Here is a 15,763-nt window from a genome sequence, read left to right as displayed (position 1 = left end):
TTGGCGAATCCACCAGATTGAAAGAAGACCTCAAGGATGAAGTAGTTGCAGTCCTGTTGGGTCATGAAATTGAAGGTCAGGTTAACAAACTTTTCCACTATGGTGCAGACAAGGTTATCCTTGTTGACAGCCCTTATTTGAAAGAGTATGTAACAGAGCCTTACACAAAAGCGATTACAGCTATTGTTAACGAATATGATCCTGAAATCATGCTGTTTGGTGCATCTTCCATCGGTCGTGACGTGGCTCCTCGTGTAGCTAGCCGTGTAAAAACAGGTTTGGTTGCAGATACAACAGGTTTGAGAATGGCAAAGACAGAAGAAGAATTCGCGAAGGAAGCAGCTATGGGCTGTGAAGATCCTACAAGAGCACTTCTTATGACTCGTCCTGCATTCGGCGGTAACATCATGGCAACATTGATGTGCCCTAGAACAAAACCTCAGATGGCAACAGTACGTCCTGGTGTTATGAAGAGAATTGCAAAAGACACAACAAGAACAGGCGAATTGATCAAATTCAACGTTGATTTTACAGACGCTGACATGAACGTTGAAATTCTTGAAGTTGTTAAGGCTGACAAGAAGGCTGTTGACTTGACAGAAGCAAAATTGATCGTATCCGGTGGCCGTGGTATTGGTGGTGCACAGGGCTTCGATTTAATCAGAGACGTAGCAGATGCATTGGGCGCAGAAGTTGGTTCTTCCAGAGCATGTGTTGACGCTGGTTGGATTGAAAAAGATCGTCAGGTTGGTCAGACAGGTAAGACAGTACGCCCTGACTTGTACATGGCTTGTGGTATTTCCGGCGCAATTCAGCACGTTGCAGGTATGGAAAACTCCGAATTGGTTATTTCCATCAACAAAAACGACACAGCTCCCATTTTCGAAGTTTCCGACTTGGGTATCGTTGGTGACGTTAAGGTTATCCTGCCTAAATTGGCTGATGCAATCAGAAAATACAAGACAGCAAAGGCTAACAACTAATTTTTTTGTGGGATATTTTAAAAATGTTAATAAGGCAATACCCTCATTTGATTGCATCTTTGGGCAAAGATTAGGGTTTTGCTTTAAAAATTTCGGAAGCCCCGCGCCTTTTTGGCGTAGGGTGCTTTCGGAATGCAGTCAAAACAGAAGTTTCCTTTGAATACATTATACAAAATACAGTATTCTAATTTGTTTTGACGCAATATAGTCTACTTTTACTTTTAAGAATGGGTTTGTTTTTAAATCGATAGGGGGGTTGTCGAGATGGAAAGTTATTCTATTTTTTTCCCAGGCTATACGGCAGGTGAAGACGCATATCGTGAGATTGAAGCCGTGTGTTCACCTTATGGGACAAAGGCGGTAGTCATTGGCGGCAAAACGGCGATGGAAAAGACCAAAGAGTATTTATTGGAAGCAACGCAGGAGAGCTCCATAAAAATTACCGATTTTATTTGGTATAAAGGAGAGGCGGCTTTTGAGTATGCTGAGGAATTGCAGCAATTGGATGTGGTAAAAGAAGCAGATATGGTTTTTTGCGTCGGGGGCGGCAAAGCAATTGATTGTGCAAAATTAGTTGCAGATCATTTGAAAAAACCTTATTTCACTTTCCCAACCATTGCAGCAACCTGTGCATGTATTTCTGCATTGGGAATTTATTATCACACAAATCATGTATTCCGTGATTTCTTCCGTGTGGAAAGACCACCTGTGCATGTATTTATTTCAACAAAAGTTATCGCAGAGGCTCCAGAGGTATATCTTTGGGCAGGCATTGGTGACGGCATGAGCAAGGAAGCAGAGGTGAAATTTTCTGCAAGAGGCAAAGAGGCAGAATTAACCTTATCCGAGCAGGCTGGAGTTGCTATGTGCAGCTGCTGTACAGAACCTTTGTTGAAATATGGTATCCAAGCCATGGAGGATTGTCGGTTAAACCGCCCTTCCGAGGCTATTGAGCAGGTTGCTTTGGATATTTTCATTAACACTGGTATGGTATCTAACATGGTAGATTCCCATAAGTATAATACCAATTTGGCACATGCGCTGTTTAACAGTATGACCATGCTGCCTCAGGTTGAGGAGAGACATCGTCATGGCGAAGTTGTTTCTTACGGCACTTTGGTTTTATTGACACTGGATAAGCAGTATGACTTATTGGATCGTTTCTTTGCGTTCTACAAGGGAATGAACCTGCCTACAAAGTTGTCCGATATCGAGGTATCCGTTGAAGAATTGGATCCTGTTTTAGAGGCAGCAGTGAAAAAGTATGACTTGGATTATACGCCTTATGAAATCACAACGGAAATGATTAAGGCGGCAATTTTGGAGCTGGAAGATTTCAATCTAAAGGCAATCGCTTAATGTAATTACATAGCGTGAAAATTTTGAGGCAAAGGAGAGATCCTTTGCCTCGAATTACGAAAAAAAATAACTTTTTTAGTTAATATGTAAAGCCGTCGCTTCCAGGATTTGTAATTAAAAATTCCTGTAAAGCAGTCTGGCTTTTTTTCTTTGCCTTTTTTAAAAAAACCGCTACTTTTAGCCTTTTTTGAAGCTTGACAGCTGTCGCATATGCTTTTATACTTGTGAAGAGAAAAATTGAATTAAGGAGTGCGTAGGATGGCATATTTTCCAAGAGTAGGCATGCGTATGATTAAAACAGCAATCGCTGTGGGAATATGTTTTTTAATCAGCAGTTTAACGGGCGGAAACGGCAAGCCTATTTTTTCTGCCATTGCTGCAATTATTTGTATGCAGCCTTATGTGGAGCATAGCGTGAATGTGGCATTTAACCGTATCGTTGGAACGATTATAGGGGCCTTTTTTGGGTTGGTTGCGGCATCTGTGAGCCTATACATTCCTGCTGAATATGAGTATCTGCATTTTTTTGTGATATCCTTAACGGTTATCCCTGTTTTATATACAACAGTTTTGCTAAAAAAACCAGGAGCCTCAGCTTTAGCGGGGGTTGTTTTATTAAGTATTACTTTAAGCAGTGGCGATTCCACACCCATTATGGACGCTGTCAATCGTTCTGTGGAAACCATTGTGGGAATTTTGGTTTCTTTGGGGGTAAATATGGCTCACTTGCCGCGGCGCAAAGAGAAGGATTTCCTTTTTGTGTCAGGATTTGATGGGGCAATTTACGGAGAAAAAACGGGTATGACCCCCTATAGCATTTTTGAATTGAACCAATTGCTAAAGGATGGCATGGCGTTTACCATAGCAACGGAAAGGACGCCTGCATCGCTGATTGCGGATATAGGCATGCTTCATATGAAACTGCCAATTATCGCAATGGATGGAGCTGTGCTTTATGACATGAACGAGAAGCGTTATCTGGCTTGTCATGGTCTTTCTAAGGAGTTGACAGAGAAAATTGAGGATTTTTTACGTAAGTTGAATCTTCATTATTTTCTAAACGTTGTTTGGCAAGATGTTTTATTGATTTATTATCATGACTTTAAAAATGAAGAAGAACAGAAACTTTATCAACAACTGCGTCTTTCTCCCCATAGAAATTATGTTTATGGAGAGCGTCCTAAGGAGGGCATTGTTGTTTATATTCTCCTTGTAGTAAAGGATGAAACGGCGGATTTTGTTACGGAAAAATTGGTGGAAATGGATAAAGAGGGGGAACTTCTCTTTTTAAGGGATAAGTCGGAGACCCCAGAAGACTACTGTCATTTAAAAATATATCATAAAAATGCTACAAAGGAATATATGATGAATAGGCTTTTGGAAAAGATGCCCCAGAAAAAAACGGTGGTCTTTGGAAGCAACAGGAATGATGCATCCATGATGCAGGCGGCAGACTTGTCTTTTGCTACCATAGATGCCAGCGATGATGCCATTAAGGCGGCAGATTATCAGCTGAAGGGTACAGGAGACAGCATTGTCCGTAAGATGTTCCACATATATGAGCCTTTGCATTGGCAATCTTTGCCCAAAGAGCTGAGGAATGAAAAAAGAAAAAGGTGAAATGAATGCAGGAAAAATTACACGAGTTATCCAGAGCGGAACTTCTGCTGGGGGATGAAGGTTTAAGGAAGTTAAAGCAAGCCAAGGTAGCTGTTTTTGGCATAGGGGGAGTGGGCTCCTTCGCCACGGAAGCATTGGCAAGGGGAGGCGTTGGACATTTAACCTTAATCGATGGAGACTGTGTGTCCTTAACAAATATGAACCGCCAGCTCATTGCAACCCAAAAAACTGTGGGACAGCTTAAAACGGAGGTAATGAAGGAACGTATCCACGATATTTTACCGCAAACAACAGTAGAGACCCATTCTGTTTTTTATACGAATGAAAACAGGGAGCTCATTGATTTTGGAGAATATGATTATATTGTGGATGCTATAGATATGATTACCTCAAAGATAATATTAATTGAAGAGGCAAAAAAGGTAGGCGTGCCTATCATTAGCTGCATGGGAACGGGAAATAAGCTTGATCCTTCCAAATTTGAAGTGGAGGATATTGCCAAGACTTCTGTTTGTCCCTTGGCGAAGGTGATGCGCAAAGAGCTAAAAGATAGAGGCATACGGGACGTTAAGGTGGTTTATTCCAAAGAACTTCCAAGAAAACCTCAGGAGTCTATGGAAAGCGGAAAGAGGCAGATTCCGGGTAGCCTTTCTTTTGTACCTCCAGCAGCAGGAATGGTTTTGGCAGGTGAGGTTATTTGCCATTTGGCAGGAATTGTGCGGGATTAAAAAAAAGGCTAAAGTGGCGAATAAAGTAAAATTATTCCAAATAATATCGGAAAAGTGGAGAGAACTATTAAAAAAAAGAAGCATTTCTTATATTTTTCTGAAACATTTCAAAATCCCTTGAAAGGGTAAATATATTTGGATAGAATAAATGTAACTATAAAATATGAATTCTTTTCTTCTTCACAGAAAGCCCCCACGTTATACATCCAGTGGCTAAATGGCAGGCTATCAACGTGAAGGCGAATGAAAGAAGAATGGCTAACTTGAAAGAAGATTGAAAGAGCTAGTTTTTTAAAGGATGTCGATCTTTTCGATATCTTGATACCGTAAATTGCGGTTTCCATGAATTGTAAAGGGAGGTGTTAGGGTGAAAAATAAAATAAAAGTTGCATTCACTATGGCTTTATGTGCAATGGTTTTCTTAAGTGGATGCAATGGAAAACCGACCTCCAATGTGGATATAGCTTTGGCAGAAGGCGGAACGGATAATTATATTGCTTTGGCGAAGACGAAGCTGGAAGCAGCCCCAAGTTTTGCAGCTGATTTTTATGCAGAGGCACAGATGGGTGATGAGGAAGACAAAACCATTTCCAAAGCGAAAATTGAAATGCTTAGAGAACCATTGGCAGTGGGGATTTTAACCCAAGATTTGTTTGGAAAGTCAACTATGGATTCTAAAATTTATTTGGAAAAAGTGAATGATGGTGTAAACATGTATATGTCATATGATGGACAGTGGACTGAAATGACATTGGCAGAAGAAAATGCAATGAAGTTTGTGGGCATGTATGATGCCGTTAAGGATATGAGTATTTTGTTGAATGCGGGGGATGAATGGAAACTGGTTTCCGCCATTAGCGGTGTTGTGACCATAACAGGGAAGATACCGGCACAAAAGGTTTATAATGTATGCGAAGCGGGATTTTTCCTGCAAATTGCGGGCATGAATGGTGTTGGTGAGAATTATTATTCTGATGTGGAAGCAGTTCCTTTTGAAATCCAGTTAAAAGAGGATGGAACACCTCTTTCTTTTACCGTCGATTTTGGAAAAACATTGGAAACTGTTATGAATCATGTGCTGCAGGAATTGGGTCAGGAAGGAACAGAGGCGATCAAGGTTGAAAAATATACGATTACACAAAATATTTCCAAACTTGGAGAAGTGAAAAAAATCGATATTCCATCTGGAGCCAGAAGTGCAATTAACTATGAAAAAGAAATATCTCTGATAGAAAATAATTCAACTAAGGATAAAAAGTAGTCAAAGCTTATTCCGTTGTATGCCTGAAAAAAACTTTGAAAGAACACTATATTTTTCAAAGGATGGATACATATGTTGATATTCTGAAACCCTTGTGAAAACAGGGGTTTTATTTTTTGAAAAAATGAAGAGGAAAGAGATGAATTTCCCAAAAAAAACGTGAGAAGTGCTGATAATGAAAGGATTTTATAAATAATACTGTTTTTTTTGTGGGATGATGCTATAATGAAAAAGATTGACTTGAAAAAAGGAGAGAATATACTATGATCGCAGCACAGGGTGTCAGCCTTCAGTACGGGGGCAGAGTGCTTTTTAATGATGTAAATATTAACTTTACAAAAGGGAATTGTTATGGGCTTATTGGTGCCAATGGCGCCGGAAAGTCTACATTTTTGAAAATTTTATCTGGGGAAATTGAACCCAATAAGGGGTCTGTTGCCATAACCCCCGGCGAAAGAATGGGTGTTTTAAAGCAGGATCACTTCTTGTTTGATGATTTGGAAGTTGTTCAAACAGTTTTGTATGGTCACAAAAGATTATATGAAATTATGAAGGAAAAGGAAGAACTGTATTCTAAAGCAGATTTTACAGATGAGGATGGCATTAAGGTTTCCGAACTGGAAGGGGAATTTGCCGAATTGGACGGATGGTCTGCCGAATCCAATGCAGAAATGTTGTTGAACGGCCTAGGTATTACCAATGAATTGCATTATGTTAAAATGAAGGAACTGACTGGTACACAAAAGGTGAAGGTGCTTTTGGCTCAGGCATTATTTGGGAATCCTGATATTTTGCTTCTGGACGAGCCTACCAACCATTTGGATATTCACGCAATTAGATGGTTAGAAGACTTCTTATTGAACTTTGAGAACACCGTTATTGTTGTATCCCATGATAGACATTTCTTAAATAAGGTTTGTACCAATATTGCCGATATTGATTACGGCAAAGTTACAATGTTTGTTGGTAACTACGATTTCTGGTATAGCTTTACTCAGATGACCCAGCGTCAAATTAAAGATCAGAATAAACGGGTGGAGCAGAAAATGAAAGAGCTGCAGGAATTCATTCAGCGCTTTAGCGCAAATGCTTCCAAGGCAAAACAGGCAACCAGTAGAAAGAAATTGTTGGACAACCTTCAGATGGATACCATTAAGCCTTCCAGCAGACGTTATCCCTTCTGTAGCTTTAAGCAAGACAGAGAAGTGGGAAATGATGTTTTATTGGTGGAAAATATTTCTAAAACCATTGATGGTAAAAAGATATTGGACAACATTAGCTTTATGATACGGCCTAATGAAAAAGTTGCCTTTGTAGGCAAGGATGAAATTGCAAGAACTACGTTATTTCAAATTTTAATGGGAGAAGTAGAGCCTGATGAAGGAAAATTCAAGTGGGGCATTACAACCAAAACAGGCTATTTCCCTAAAGATAACTCAGAATATTTTGAAGGCCGCAAGGAATCTTTGATTGAGTGGTTGAGACCTTTTGCCAAGGAAGGAGAGCAGTATGATGCGGATATCCGTGGATGGTTGGGACGTATGCTCTTTAGTGGTGAGGAAGCTCTGAAATCTGCCAATGTTTTGTCCGGTGGTGAGAAAGTGCGTTGTATGCTTTGTAAAATGATGATGAGTGGAGCAAACGTTTTGATTATGGACGAGCCCACAAACCACTTAGACTTGGAATCTATCACAGCGTTAAATGAAGGTTTGTCTGAATATAAAGGTACGCTGCTTTTTGATTCTCATGACCATCAGTTTGTACAAACCATTGCTGATAGAGTTATTGAAATTCTGCCCGGTGGAATTATTGATAGACAAATGTCCTATGATGAATATTTGGAAGATGAAGAAATTAATAATTTGCGCTTAAAATTGACAGAGGAGGCGTAAGCATTGATTAACGGAAAAATCGACTTTAGAAGTGATACAGTTACTGTGCCAACGGAAGAAATGAGAAAAGCTATGGCAAGTGCTGTGGTTGGTGATGACGTTTACGGAGACGATGCCACAATGAACGAGCTAGAGAGGCTGGCGGCAGAAATCTTCGGCAAGGAAGCGGCGCTTTTTGTTCCCACAGGGACAATGGCCAATCAGCTTGCTTTATTTACTCATGTTCAAAGGGGAGAAGAGGTTATCCTTCCTGATAATTGCCATATTATTGCCCATGAGGCAGGGGCTTCTGCAATCATTGCAGGGGCACAATTGCGCTCTGTACTCAATGTGAGGGGGGAGATGTCTCTGGACTTGATTGAGGAATATATCAGAAAAGACCCAGATGATATTCATCAGCCAAGAACCGCACTGATTAGTTACGAAAATGCTGATTCCGATGGGCAAGTACGTTCTGTGGATTACATGAAAAATGTGAAGGCTCTTGCAGAAAAATATCAGTTGCCCGTTTATGTTGATGGTGCCCGTATCTTTAATGCAGCCACTTATTTAAATGTTGATGTAAAGGAAATGGCACAATATGCAGATACTATTTCTGTTTGCTTGTCAAAAGGTCTCTGTGCCCCCGCCGGTTCTGTATTAATGGGCAGTAAAGAATTTATTGCCTTGGCAAGAAGAAAACGTAAAATTCTTGGTGGCGGTATGCGGCAGGTAGGAATTTTGGCGGCGGCAGGCATTCTTGCTTTACAAGAAATGTCCAAAAGATTGCAGGAAGATCACGATAATGCAAAGTATTTATGTGCACGCTTGCAGGAAGTAGAAGGCTTGTCGGTTTATGAGGAACGCCAGCAAATTAATATGGTGTTTTTCAAACTAAAGAACTTCCCTCTGGATTCAGGAGCACTGGTAAGTTATATGGCTGACCATGATGTACGTATCAACGGTGAGGACAACGGAATGATGCGGTTTGTGACCCATAATTATGTTTCTAAGGAAGAGATTGATAAAGTAGTACAGTTGTTAAAAGATGCCCGATAAAAAGTGTTGCCCTTGTATTTCGGGGGCAGCTTTTTTTTTCAAAGTTTAAGATTTTTTGCAATGGTACCCATTCTAGAGGTAACGGGCATATTATAGAGTAATTTTTGGTGAGAACAAAGGTGCAATCAATTGATGGTAATAGCTAGAATAGAGTAAACGAAGTAGTGTGGCAGCGAATTTATGGGGGGATGAAAATGTGGAAAATATTTTTGGCGTTGGCAATGGGATTTGCAATTGGTTTCTTCGGACTGCTTAAGGAAAAACAAGTGAAATTAAATTGCCGTTTGCAAACCCTTTGGTTGATGCTCTTGATTTTTTGTATGGGGGTTAGCATTGGCAGAAATGGTGAGGTGATTCGAAATTTGCCTTCATTGGGAGGGCAGGCTCTTCTATTTGCTATTTTCGCAATCATTGGAAGCATCCTTTTCGTTTTTCTTTTTAGTAAGCTGTTTTTTGAAAAGGAGGGGAAAAAATGAGTTTTGCTATTTTAATTGTTTTGGTATTGGGCATTCTTGGCGGAATGTATATGCCCATGGAAATTGCAGCTTTTTTGGATGAGACATCCTCTGTTATGCTTTTAATATTACTATTTTCCGTTGGGATTGATTTGGGACTGAATCGACAGGTTTTTGTTCAGGTTCGCCAAATGGGCTTTCGCATCCTCCTGATCCCTCTTGGTGTTATTTTAGGTTCATTATGCGGTGGTGCCATTGCTGCACTGATAACGCAAATGCATTTTAAGGAAGGAATGGCCATTGCTGCAGGCTTAGGTTGGTATAGTTTGTCTGGAATTATTCTAACAAATGCGGGAAATCCCGTTGGAGGAACCATATCCTTTTTATCTAACGTTTTTCGGGAGATGCTTACCTTTATTCTGATTCCTTTTTTGGTAAAATACTTAAATTCTTATAGCGCCATTGCACCAGCAGGGGCCACTGCTATGGATACCACGTTGGGAATGATTAGCAAACATACTGATGGAAAGACTGCAGTCATCGCTTTTATGAGTGGAATTACTTGTACGTTGCTTGTCCCTGTTTTAATACAATTTTTCCTGTGAAAGAAAAAATATCGAGAAATCCCTTGACTTTTATGGTCGAATATATTATTATTACTTAGCGAGTTGTCCACGTGCGGATGTGGCGGAATTGGCAGACGCGCTAGATTCAGGTTCTAGTCGGGGTTTCCTGGTGCAGGTTCAAGTCCTGTCATCCGCATTATAAAAAAGTCCATGTGTAAGGGTTTAAACCTACACATGGACTTTTTTTGTGGAAAGCTTCAGGAGATAATTGTCGCTGACGAAGCTGGGAAGTTAAATGGAGAAATAAGTAAATTTATGGTATGCTGGTTTACAGATACTTTAATTTATTTTTCTGAAGGGGTGATAAAAATAAAACGTTTTTTTGAGACATTTGTGATATGTTTTATTCTGTGTGGTATTTTCCTTTTCTTTGGTTCGCTGATTATGGAAAGTGTGATTGCAGTAATTGCAACGATTGCTTTGTTTTTTACAATTTTAATCTCTAGCTATCTAGAATTACAGACGAAAATAGAAGCGCTGGAAAATCGAATCAAAGCACTTGAACCTATGGAGGAACAAGGCGAATCAGAGATGCAAGAAAACGAAAACAAGCTTGTTTGATGGTTACCAAACGAACTAATTCTTGCATTATGACAAGTTATATGGTAATATCTTCAATAAAATAATTTTGTCGAGTAATGGGGCTCCTTTCAGTACTGATTTGTTAATACAATGAAGTGCTGAAAGGAGTATTTTTTTAGGGAGGCTTGGTTATGAAAAAATATGAAATTGTGGTTATTCATGGAATTTGGGCCCTTATTTTAGTTCTCTTATGTTTTGTAACGGAAACAAATCTATATAAAATAGTCAGCATATTAGGATGTGTTTTTGTTGGGGCGATTACGCAGTTTATATGGAATAGAACCTTGATGCAATGGAAAAATGACGAAAATAAATTGTCTCAGGAATTGGCAGTGGCCTCAGGGAGTATACAATCGGTTTCAGCAGAAATTGAACTAACTGTGGATGAAAGCAATACATATTCAAAAAACCTATTTCAGCAGTCCACCCAAATGGCGGGACAAATGACAGAGGTGAATCACATTATTGCGAAATCTTCGGCGGAAATTAAAAATTTAGTTTCATTGACCAGTACCACCAGAGATATGGCTTATCAGCTTGATGAAAATAGCAGGAGTTCGGAACAAACCATTTGCAATAGCAAAGCGGAAATTATGAATATTGTTGAAGTAATTGGAAAAATCAAGCAAACAAGTGGTAATGCTGCCAACGCCATAGAAACCTTGAAGGAAACATCAGAGAAGATTTCGGGTATGCTGAAAGAAATAACTGCTATTTTATCAAATATGAAGCTGATTTCCATTAATGCATCCATTGAAGCAGCCAGGGCCGGTGAGGCAGGGCAGGGCTTTACGGTGGTGGCTTCTGAATTTAAAAGTCTTTCGCAAATGACTGAGGTATTTGTCAAAGATATTGAGGCACAGATTTTAGCCATGAAAAATGATGTAAACAATGTTTACCGTGACATTGCACAGAATAACGAAAGCGTGGAAAGTGGTGTGGCTTTTTCTAAATTAATAGAAGAGAATCTCCAAAGAATGAGCCAATCCTTTCAAAAGGTGATTACCACTGTTGAAGAAATCAATACCATTAGCGATGAACAAAGTAAAATTTCTGATATGGTGGGAGAGCAAATGGAAAGCATGGAAGAATTGGTAAACATAACGAGCTTAAATGCAGATGGGGTTTATCATTCTGCGTTAAGTCAGAAGGAAAGGGTAGAAAATATTGCAAAAATGAGCAGAAAGTTGGGCATTGCTTCCGATGAATTGTGGGAAATTTCCAATAGCACTATCCAACTGCCTGGGATATTTAAAACGGAAAAATTTTTGGCAACCCTTAATGAGACTGCACAAGAATACTTTAAAATTATCCAGACGGAGTTGGTGAGTCACCAAGAATTTTTAACCAATGATTCGAGCCTTCATGATAACATGCTTGGAAAATTTAAGGATGAGCATGAGGATGTAGTTGAAGCGGTATGGACCAATGATATAAACGGTAGATTTTTTAGCTCTATTCCCTCTGCTAGCATAGCAAATGCAAAAATTAGGGAATGGTTTCAAGCAAGCATCGGGGGAGAAAAATATATTTCTGGAATTTATGTGTCGGGAATAACGAAAAATCCCTGTGTCACTCTGGCATTACCTTATTATTCAAAAAAAGGAGAGCTTATTGGTGTGATAGGGATGGATCTTAATTTAAATGGATTAGCTACAAAGTAAAAAGAAACTATTTCTCTACTTTTTATGGTTGAAATTTGTTTGGAGGGTCTAAATAATTCTAGTAATTTTGTATTTATGTGGGGCTTTACGATTGTTGATATCGGTGAGGCCAATTGTAAACTAAAAAGTGATTTAGGCAGAGATGTTGTATAAAAAAAGTCCGGTTTTACGTCATAGTAGTGACATAAAAACAGGACTTTTACTTCGTTATTTCAGTGAGAATCGTAACACACAAAGGCTAGGCCTAGCAGGCTATATCCTCACCAGGGGTACGGCTCACACCCAAAAGGAAGAATGCCATACCAATGATACATAGAGCTGAGAAAAGCCATAACATAAGGCCTACGTTGAAAAATTGTAATAGATATCCCCCAACAAGGCTACCCAGAATATTTCCAATGGTTATGCCAATTGTAATTAGAGATTGGCCTTTTACTTGGTCATGTTTTTCTAAGGTGGTGCTCACATAATAAACAATTGCTGCCGTAAAGGGAGCAAAGGAGATTGCTTGAAAGCTTAACGCAATATACAGCAAAGAGATATTGGTAGCAAGAGTAACACCAACTGCTTTAAACACAAAAAATATGGCGGTGACTTGTAGGAGCTTTCCGCAATCCCATTTACGAATGATCTTTGTACACAAAAGCATGGCCGGTACTTCCAAAAGGGCGGTAAAGGCCATAATCTGACCCAAGGCTTCGTTCCCTTTTCCAATTCGCTTTAAAATATGTATCATGTAGTTATTGATTGCACTATGAGATATGAAGACGCAGGCAATTCCAACCACAAGTAAGGCAAAACGCGGATTATTTTTTAAAACAGTAAGAGTGCCACCCTGAAGGGGATTTACGGATTTCTGGGAGTCCATTTCAGGGAACTGCTTCAAAATTAGCAAAATCACTATGGTTAATCCACAAGCTATCATGGGGATACACTTGGTGGAAAAAATTATAGTCAGCGTTCCTAAAAAAAATGTTAAAACAGAATAGGCAAAGGAGCCAATGCCCCTTGCCACGCCAAAATTTAGGGGAATTCCATTTTGAATCATTTGCATGCCGAATGCACTTAGAATTGGCTGCATGGAAAGCCCCAACAGGATAATCAGCCCATACAAGACAGCTACAAGTATCATAGGTGGGTTGAACGCAGTCAGGAGCACAAAAGGTACAATTTGGGCAAGGCATAAAATTTTAAAAGCTCCCTTTACCGTAAACTGCGTACCTTCATCTGCTGCTGATGCGATGATCGGTTGTAAAAGGACGGAGAGAAAGCTAGAAACAGCAATTAAAAGTCCAATACTTCCATTGGTAAAACCTTGGTCTAATAGATACACCGCAGCAAAGCTGGCAATACATCCATAGCTCATCCAGTAGGTTCCTTGCAATGCCCCGTAAAAATAGACTAAATTATCCTTCTTCATATTTAGACCTCATCCAATTTAGTGGGTAATAATCTCTGCACCATCTTCTGTCACAAGGACGGTATATTCCCACTGGGCAGATAAAGAACCATCTTTCGTGTAAATTGTCCATCCATTTTCTTCATCTTGGAAAAACGCTTCTTTTCCTGCGTTTACCATAGGCTCAATGGTGAAAACCATACCGGGAACCAAAAGCATACCCGTTCCTCGTTTGCCAATGTGGCAAACATAAGGATCTTCATGAAAATCATTGCCAACACCATGCCCGCCAATATCTCGCAAAACGGTGTAGCCGTTGGCGTGAATATATTCGCTGATGACAAAACCGATATCACCTAGAAAGCCCCAAGGCTTTACTTCTTTTAATGCCAAGTCTACGGATTCTTTGGTTACCTGAATTAATTTTTTTGCTTCCGGACTGACTTCGCCAATGCAAAACATACGGGATGCGTCAGCGTAATAGCCGTTTAAAATAGTAGTAACATCAACATTTATAATATCCCCATCTTTTAGGACTTCATCGGGAGAAGGTATACCATGGCAAATGACATTGTTAACTGAGGTGCATACGCTTTTGGGGTATCCACAGTAGCCCAGGGGTGCCGGTGTACCTCCATGGGAGATGGTATATTCGTGTACCAAGGTATTGATATCTTCTGTAGAAATACCGGCACATATTTTTTCTGCCACCATATCTAAAATTTCTGTATTTAATTTTCCGGCCTTTCGAATACCTTCAATTTGTTCCGGTATTTTAATAATCTTATGTGAGGGGACTTCTGCCCCTTTTGCTTTGTATTGTGCAATTTTATCATCCATTGCTCCATGGCATTGCTTATATTTTTTACCGCTATTGCACCAGCAGAGATCGTTACGACCGAGTTTCATAAGTAGTCAGATCCTTTCTTTAAATTTATTTCGAGTACTGAACAATTGGCTTCAAGGCTTTTCTTTTAAAAATGAGCAATGATACATTGCAAGAAAAGGATATGAAATGTTAATTTTTTTCAGAACATCGAAAAAAAAGATTTACAAATTCATTTTTCATAGTAGCATAAAAGGAAGGGAATAACAATAGAGATATTGCTTGATGAGAATTTGCATCAGTGGTACCATTTGAACAATAAAAGGAAGCAGAAAGGATGAAAAAGTATGATTTATCACAGTATTGAAGAATTAATCGGAGAAACCCCATTATTAGAGTTGACACAGTTCGAAAAGAAATATAATCTTCAAGCAAAAATATTGGCAAAGGTTGAATTTATGAATCCAGGAGGCAGTGCTAAGGATAGAGTGGCAAAGGCCATGATTGAAGATGCGGAGGAAAGAGGAATATTGAAGGAGGGTGCCACCATAATTGAGCCTACCAGTGGGAACACCGGGATCGGCTTAGCGGTTGTGGCAGCGGCGAAGGGGTACCGCGCCCTTATCGTTATGCCCGATTCTATGAGCATGGAACGGCGTATGTTGATGAAGGCCTTTGGTGCGGAATTGGTGTTGACCCCAGGTGCAAAAGGGATGGCAGGCGCCATTGAAAAGGCAGAGGAATTGCAAAAAGAAATTCCCAACTCCTTTGTACCAGGGCAGTTTGATAACCCAGCCAATGTAAAAGCCCATTACGAAACAACGGGCCCCGAGATTTTTCGAGATACAGAAGGTCAAGTTGATATATTTGTAGCAGGAATTGGAACAGGAGGCACCATTTCCGGAGTGGGCAAATATTTAAAAGAAAAAAATTCAAAGGTTCAGATTATTGCTGTTGAACCGGCATCATCCCCTCTATTGTCTAAGGGTGTGGCGGGCTCCCATGGAATTCAAGGGATAGGTGCAAACTTTGTTCCTTCTATATTAGATACTAAAATTTATGATGAAATTATTGCTGTTGAAAATGAAGAAGCTTTTCAATTTGGTAAAGAAATAGCAAAAACGGAAGGGCTTTTGGTGGGTATTTCTTCTGGTGCTGCGATTTTTGCTGCAATGAAAGTGGCAGAGCGTCCTGAAAATGCAGGGAAGAATATTGTTGTGTTTTTGCCTGATACTGGGGAGCGCTATCTTTCTACTGCCATGTTTGGGGATGAGTAATGGAGAAGCGAAATCACTTCACGGCGGCACTGGCGGCAGTTTTGATGTTGATA

Annotated in this window: 14 protein-coding genes, 1 tRNA gene and 1 pseudogene; 14 read left to right on the top strand and 2 right to left on the bottom strand. The window is 39.7% G+C overall.

From position 1 onward, the window contains the following. The 13 genes and pseudogenes from RTK36_RS00955 to RTK36_RS00900 all read left to right on the top strand — a co-directional run. On the top strand, nt 1-983 hold a 983-nt coding region (locus tag RTK36_RS00955; RefSeq protein ID WP_312043399.1), incomplete at its 5' end, for an electron transfer flavoprotein subunit alpha/FixB family protein. A gap of 264 nt (nt 984-1,247) precedes the next feature. Beyond that, entirely contained in the window at nt 1,248-2,342 is a 1,095-nt protein-coding gene (locus RTK36_RS00950; protein WP_312043397.1) for an iron-containing alcohol dehydrogenase family protein, read from the top strand. A 258-nt stretch (nt 2,343-2,600) separates the two neighbouring features. Continuing rightward, entirely contained in the window at nt 2,601-3,962 is a 1,362-nt protein-coding gene (locus RTK36_RS00945) for an HAD hydrolase family protein (protein WP_312043394.1), read from the top strand. Between the two features lie 5 nt (nt 3,963-3,967). After that, nucleotides 3,968-4,690, top strand: a complete 723-nt coding sequence (locus tag RTK36_RS00940; RefSeq protein ID WP_312043393.1) for a tRNA threonylcarbamoyladenosine dehydratase — start codon at nt 3,968-3,970, stop codon at nt 4,688-4,690. Nucleotides 4,691-5,057: 367 nt separating this feature from the next. Continuing rightward, a complete protein-coding gene (locus RTK36_RS00935) occupies nt 5,058-5,951 on the top strand; it encodes a hypothetical protein (RefSeq protein WP_312043391.1) in 894 nt (297 codons plus the stop codon). A 263-nt stretch (nt 5,952-6,214) separates the two neighbouring features. After that, a pseudogene (locus RTK36_RS16650) lies at nt 6,215-6,754 on the top strand (ATP-binding cassette domain-containing protein); the annotation flags it as partial. After that, on the top strand, nt 6,743-7,843 hold the full coding sequence (locus tag RTK36_RS00930) for an ABC-F family ATP-binding cassette domain-containing protein (protein WP_442871329.1): 1,101 nt from the start codon (nt 6,743-6,745) through the stop codon (nt 7,841-7,843). The pseudogene RTK36_RS16650 and the gene RTK36_RS00930, both read left to right, overlap by 12 nt. Before the next feature lie 3 nt (nt 7,844-7,846). Further along, on the top strand, nt 7,847-8,881 hold the full coding sequence (ltaE, locus tag RTK36_RS00925; protein WP_312043387.1) for a low-specificity L-threonine aldolase: 1,035 nt from the start codon (nt 7,847-7,849) through the stop codon (nt 8,879-8,881). A 194-nt stretch (nt 8,882-9,075) separates the two neighbouring features. Further along, nucleotides 9,076-9,357, top strand: coding sequence for a LysO family transporter (locus tag RTK36_RS00920; RefSeq protein ID WP_312043385.1), 282 nt, complete (start codon nt 9,076-9,078; stop codon nt 9,355-9,357). Then, nucleotides 9,354-9,941: a lysine exporter LysO family protein gene (locus tag RTK36_RS00915; RefSeq protein WP_312043383.1), complete on the top strand. Its 588-nt coding sequence runs from the start codon at nt 9,354-9,356 to the stop codon at nt 9,939-9,941. The genes RTK36_RS00920 and RTK36_RS00915 overlap by 4 nt, the downstream gene beginning before the upstream one ends. A 73-nt stretch (nt 9,942-10,014) precedes the next feature. Then, nucleotides 10,015-10,098: transfer RNA gene (locus RTK36_RS00910), tRNA-Leu, on the top strand. A gap of 38 nt (nt 10,099-10,136) precedes the next feature. After that, nucleotides 10,137-10,523, top strand: a complete 387-nt coding sequence (locus RTK36_RS00905; protein WP_312043381.1) for a hypothetical protein — start codon at nt 10,137-10,139, stop codon at nt 10,521-10,523. A gap of 152 nt (nt 10,524-10,675) precedes the next feature. Next, nucleotides 10,676-12,208, top strand: coding sequence for a methyl-accepting chemotaxis protein (locus tag RTK36_RS00900; RefSeq protein WP_312043379.1), 1,533 nt, complete (start codon nt 10,676-10,678; stop codon nt 12,206-12,208). Nucleotides 12,209-12,452: 244 nt separating this feature from the next. On the opposite strand, the gene RTK36_RS00895 is transcribed toward RTK36_RS00900, so the two are convergent. Then, nucleotides 12,453-13,628, bottom strand: coding sequence for an MFS transporter (locus RTK36_RS00895; RefSeq protein ID WP_312043377.1), 1,176 nt, complete (start codon nt 13,626-13,628; stop codon nt 12,453-12,455). 18 nt (nt 13,629-13,646) lie between these two features. Then, nucleotides 13,647-14,516: a methionyl aminopeptidase gene (locus tag RTK36_RS00890; protein ID WP_312043375.1), complete on the bottom strand. Its 870-nt coding sequence runs from the start codon at nt 14,514-14,516 to the stop codon at nt 13,647-13,649. Between the two features lie 264 nt (nt 14,517-14,780). Between RTK36_RS00890 and cysK the strand changes: the two genes are divergently transcribed. Continuing rightward, complete coding sequence (gene cysK, locus RTK36_RS00885) at nt 14,781-15,710, top strand: cysteine synthase A (RefSeq protein WP_312043373.1); 930 nt, start codon at nt 14,781-14,783, stop codon at nt 15,708-15,710. Nucleotides 15,711-15,763 lie beyond the last annotated feature (53 nt).

Origin of the sequence: Anaerotignum sp. (genome assembly GCF_031981185.1) — a bacterium.
Lineage (GTDB): Bacteria > Bacillota > Clostridia > Lachnospirales > Anaerotignaceae > Chakrabartyella.
This window is presented reverse-complemented; position numbering and strand designations above follow the sequence as displayed.

What these genes read in the sequence shown, in the direction of transcription:
- RTK36_RS00950 (WP_312043397.1), top strand. Translation starts at nt 1,248, where the DNA reads ATGGAAAGTTATTCTATTTTTTTCCCAGGCTATACGGCAGGTGAAGAC.
- RTK36_RS00945 (WP_312043394.1), top strand. Translation starts at nt 2,601, where the DNA reads ATGGCATATTTTCCAAGAGTAGGCATGCGTATGATTAAAACAGCAATC.
- RTK36_RS00940 (WP_312043393.1), top strand. Translation starts at nt 3,968, where the DNA reads ATGCAGGAAAAATTACACGAGTTATCCAGAGCGGAACTTCTGCTGGGG.
- RTK36_RS00920 (WP_312043385.1), top strand. Translation starts at nt 9,076, where the DNA reads ATGTGGAAAATATTTTTGGCGTTGGCAATGGGATTTGCAATTGGTTTC.
- RTK36_RS00915 (WP_312043383.1), top strand. Translation starts at nt 9,354, where the DNA reads ATGAGTTTTGCTATTTTAATTGTTTTGGTATTGGGCATTCTTGGCGGA.
- RTK36_RS00905 (WP_312043381.1), top strand. Translation starts at nt 10,137, where the DNA reads ATGGACTTTTTTTGTGGAAAGCTTCAGGAGATAATTGTCGCTGACGAA.
- RTK36_RS00900 (WP_312043379.1), top strand. Translation starts at nt 10,676, where the DNA reads ATGAAAAAATATGAAATTGTGGTTATTCATGGAATTTGGGCCCTTATT.
- RTK36_RS00895 (WP_312043377.1), bottom strand. Translation starts at nt 13,628, where the DNA reads ATGAAGAAGGATAATTTAGTCTATTTTTACGGGGCATTGCAAGGAACC.
- RTK36_RS00890 (WP_312043375.1), bottom strand. Translation starts at nt 14,516, where the DNA reads ATGAAACTCGGTCGTAACGATCTCTGCTGGTGCAATAGCGGTAAAAAA.
- cysK (WP_312043373.1), top strand. Translation starts at nt 14,781, where the DNA reads ATGATTTATCACAGTATTGAAGAATTAATCGGAGAAACCCCATTATTA.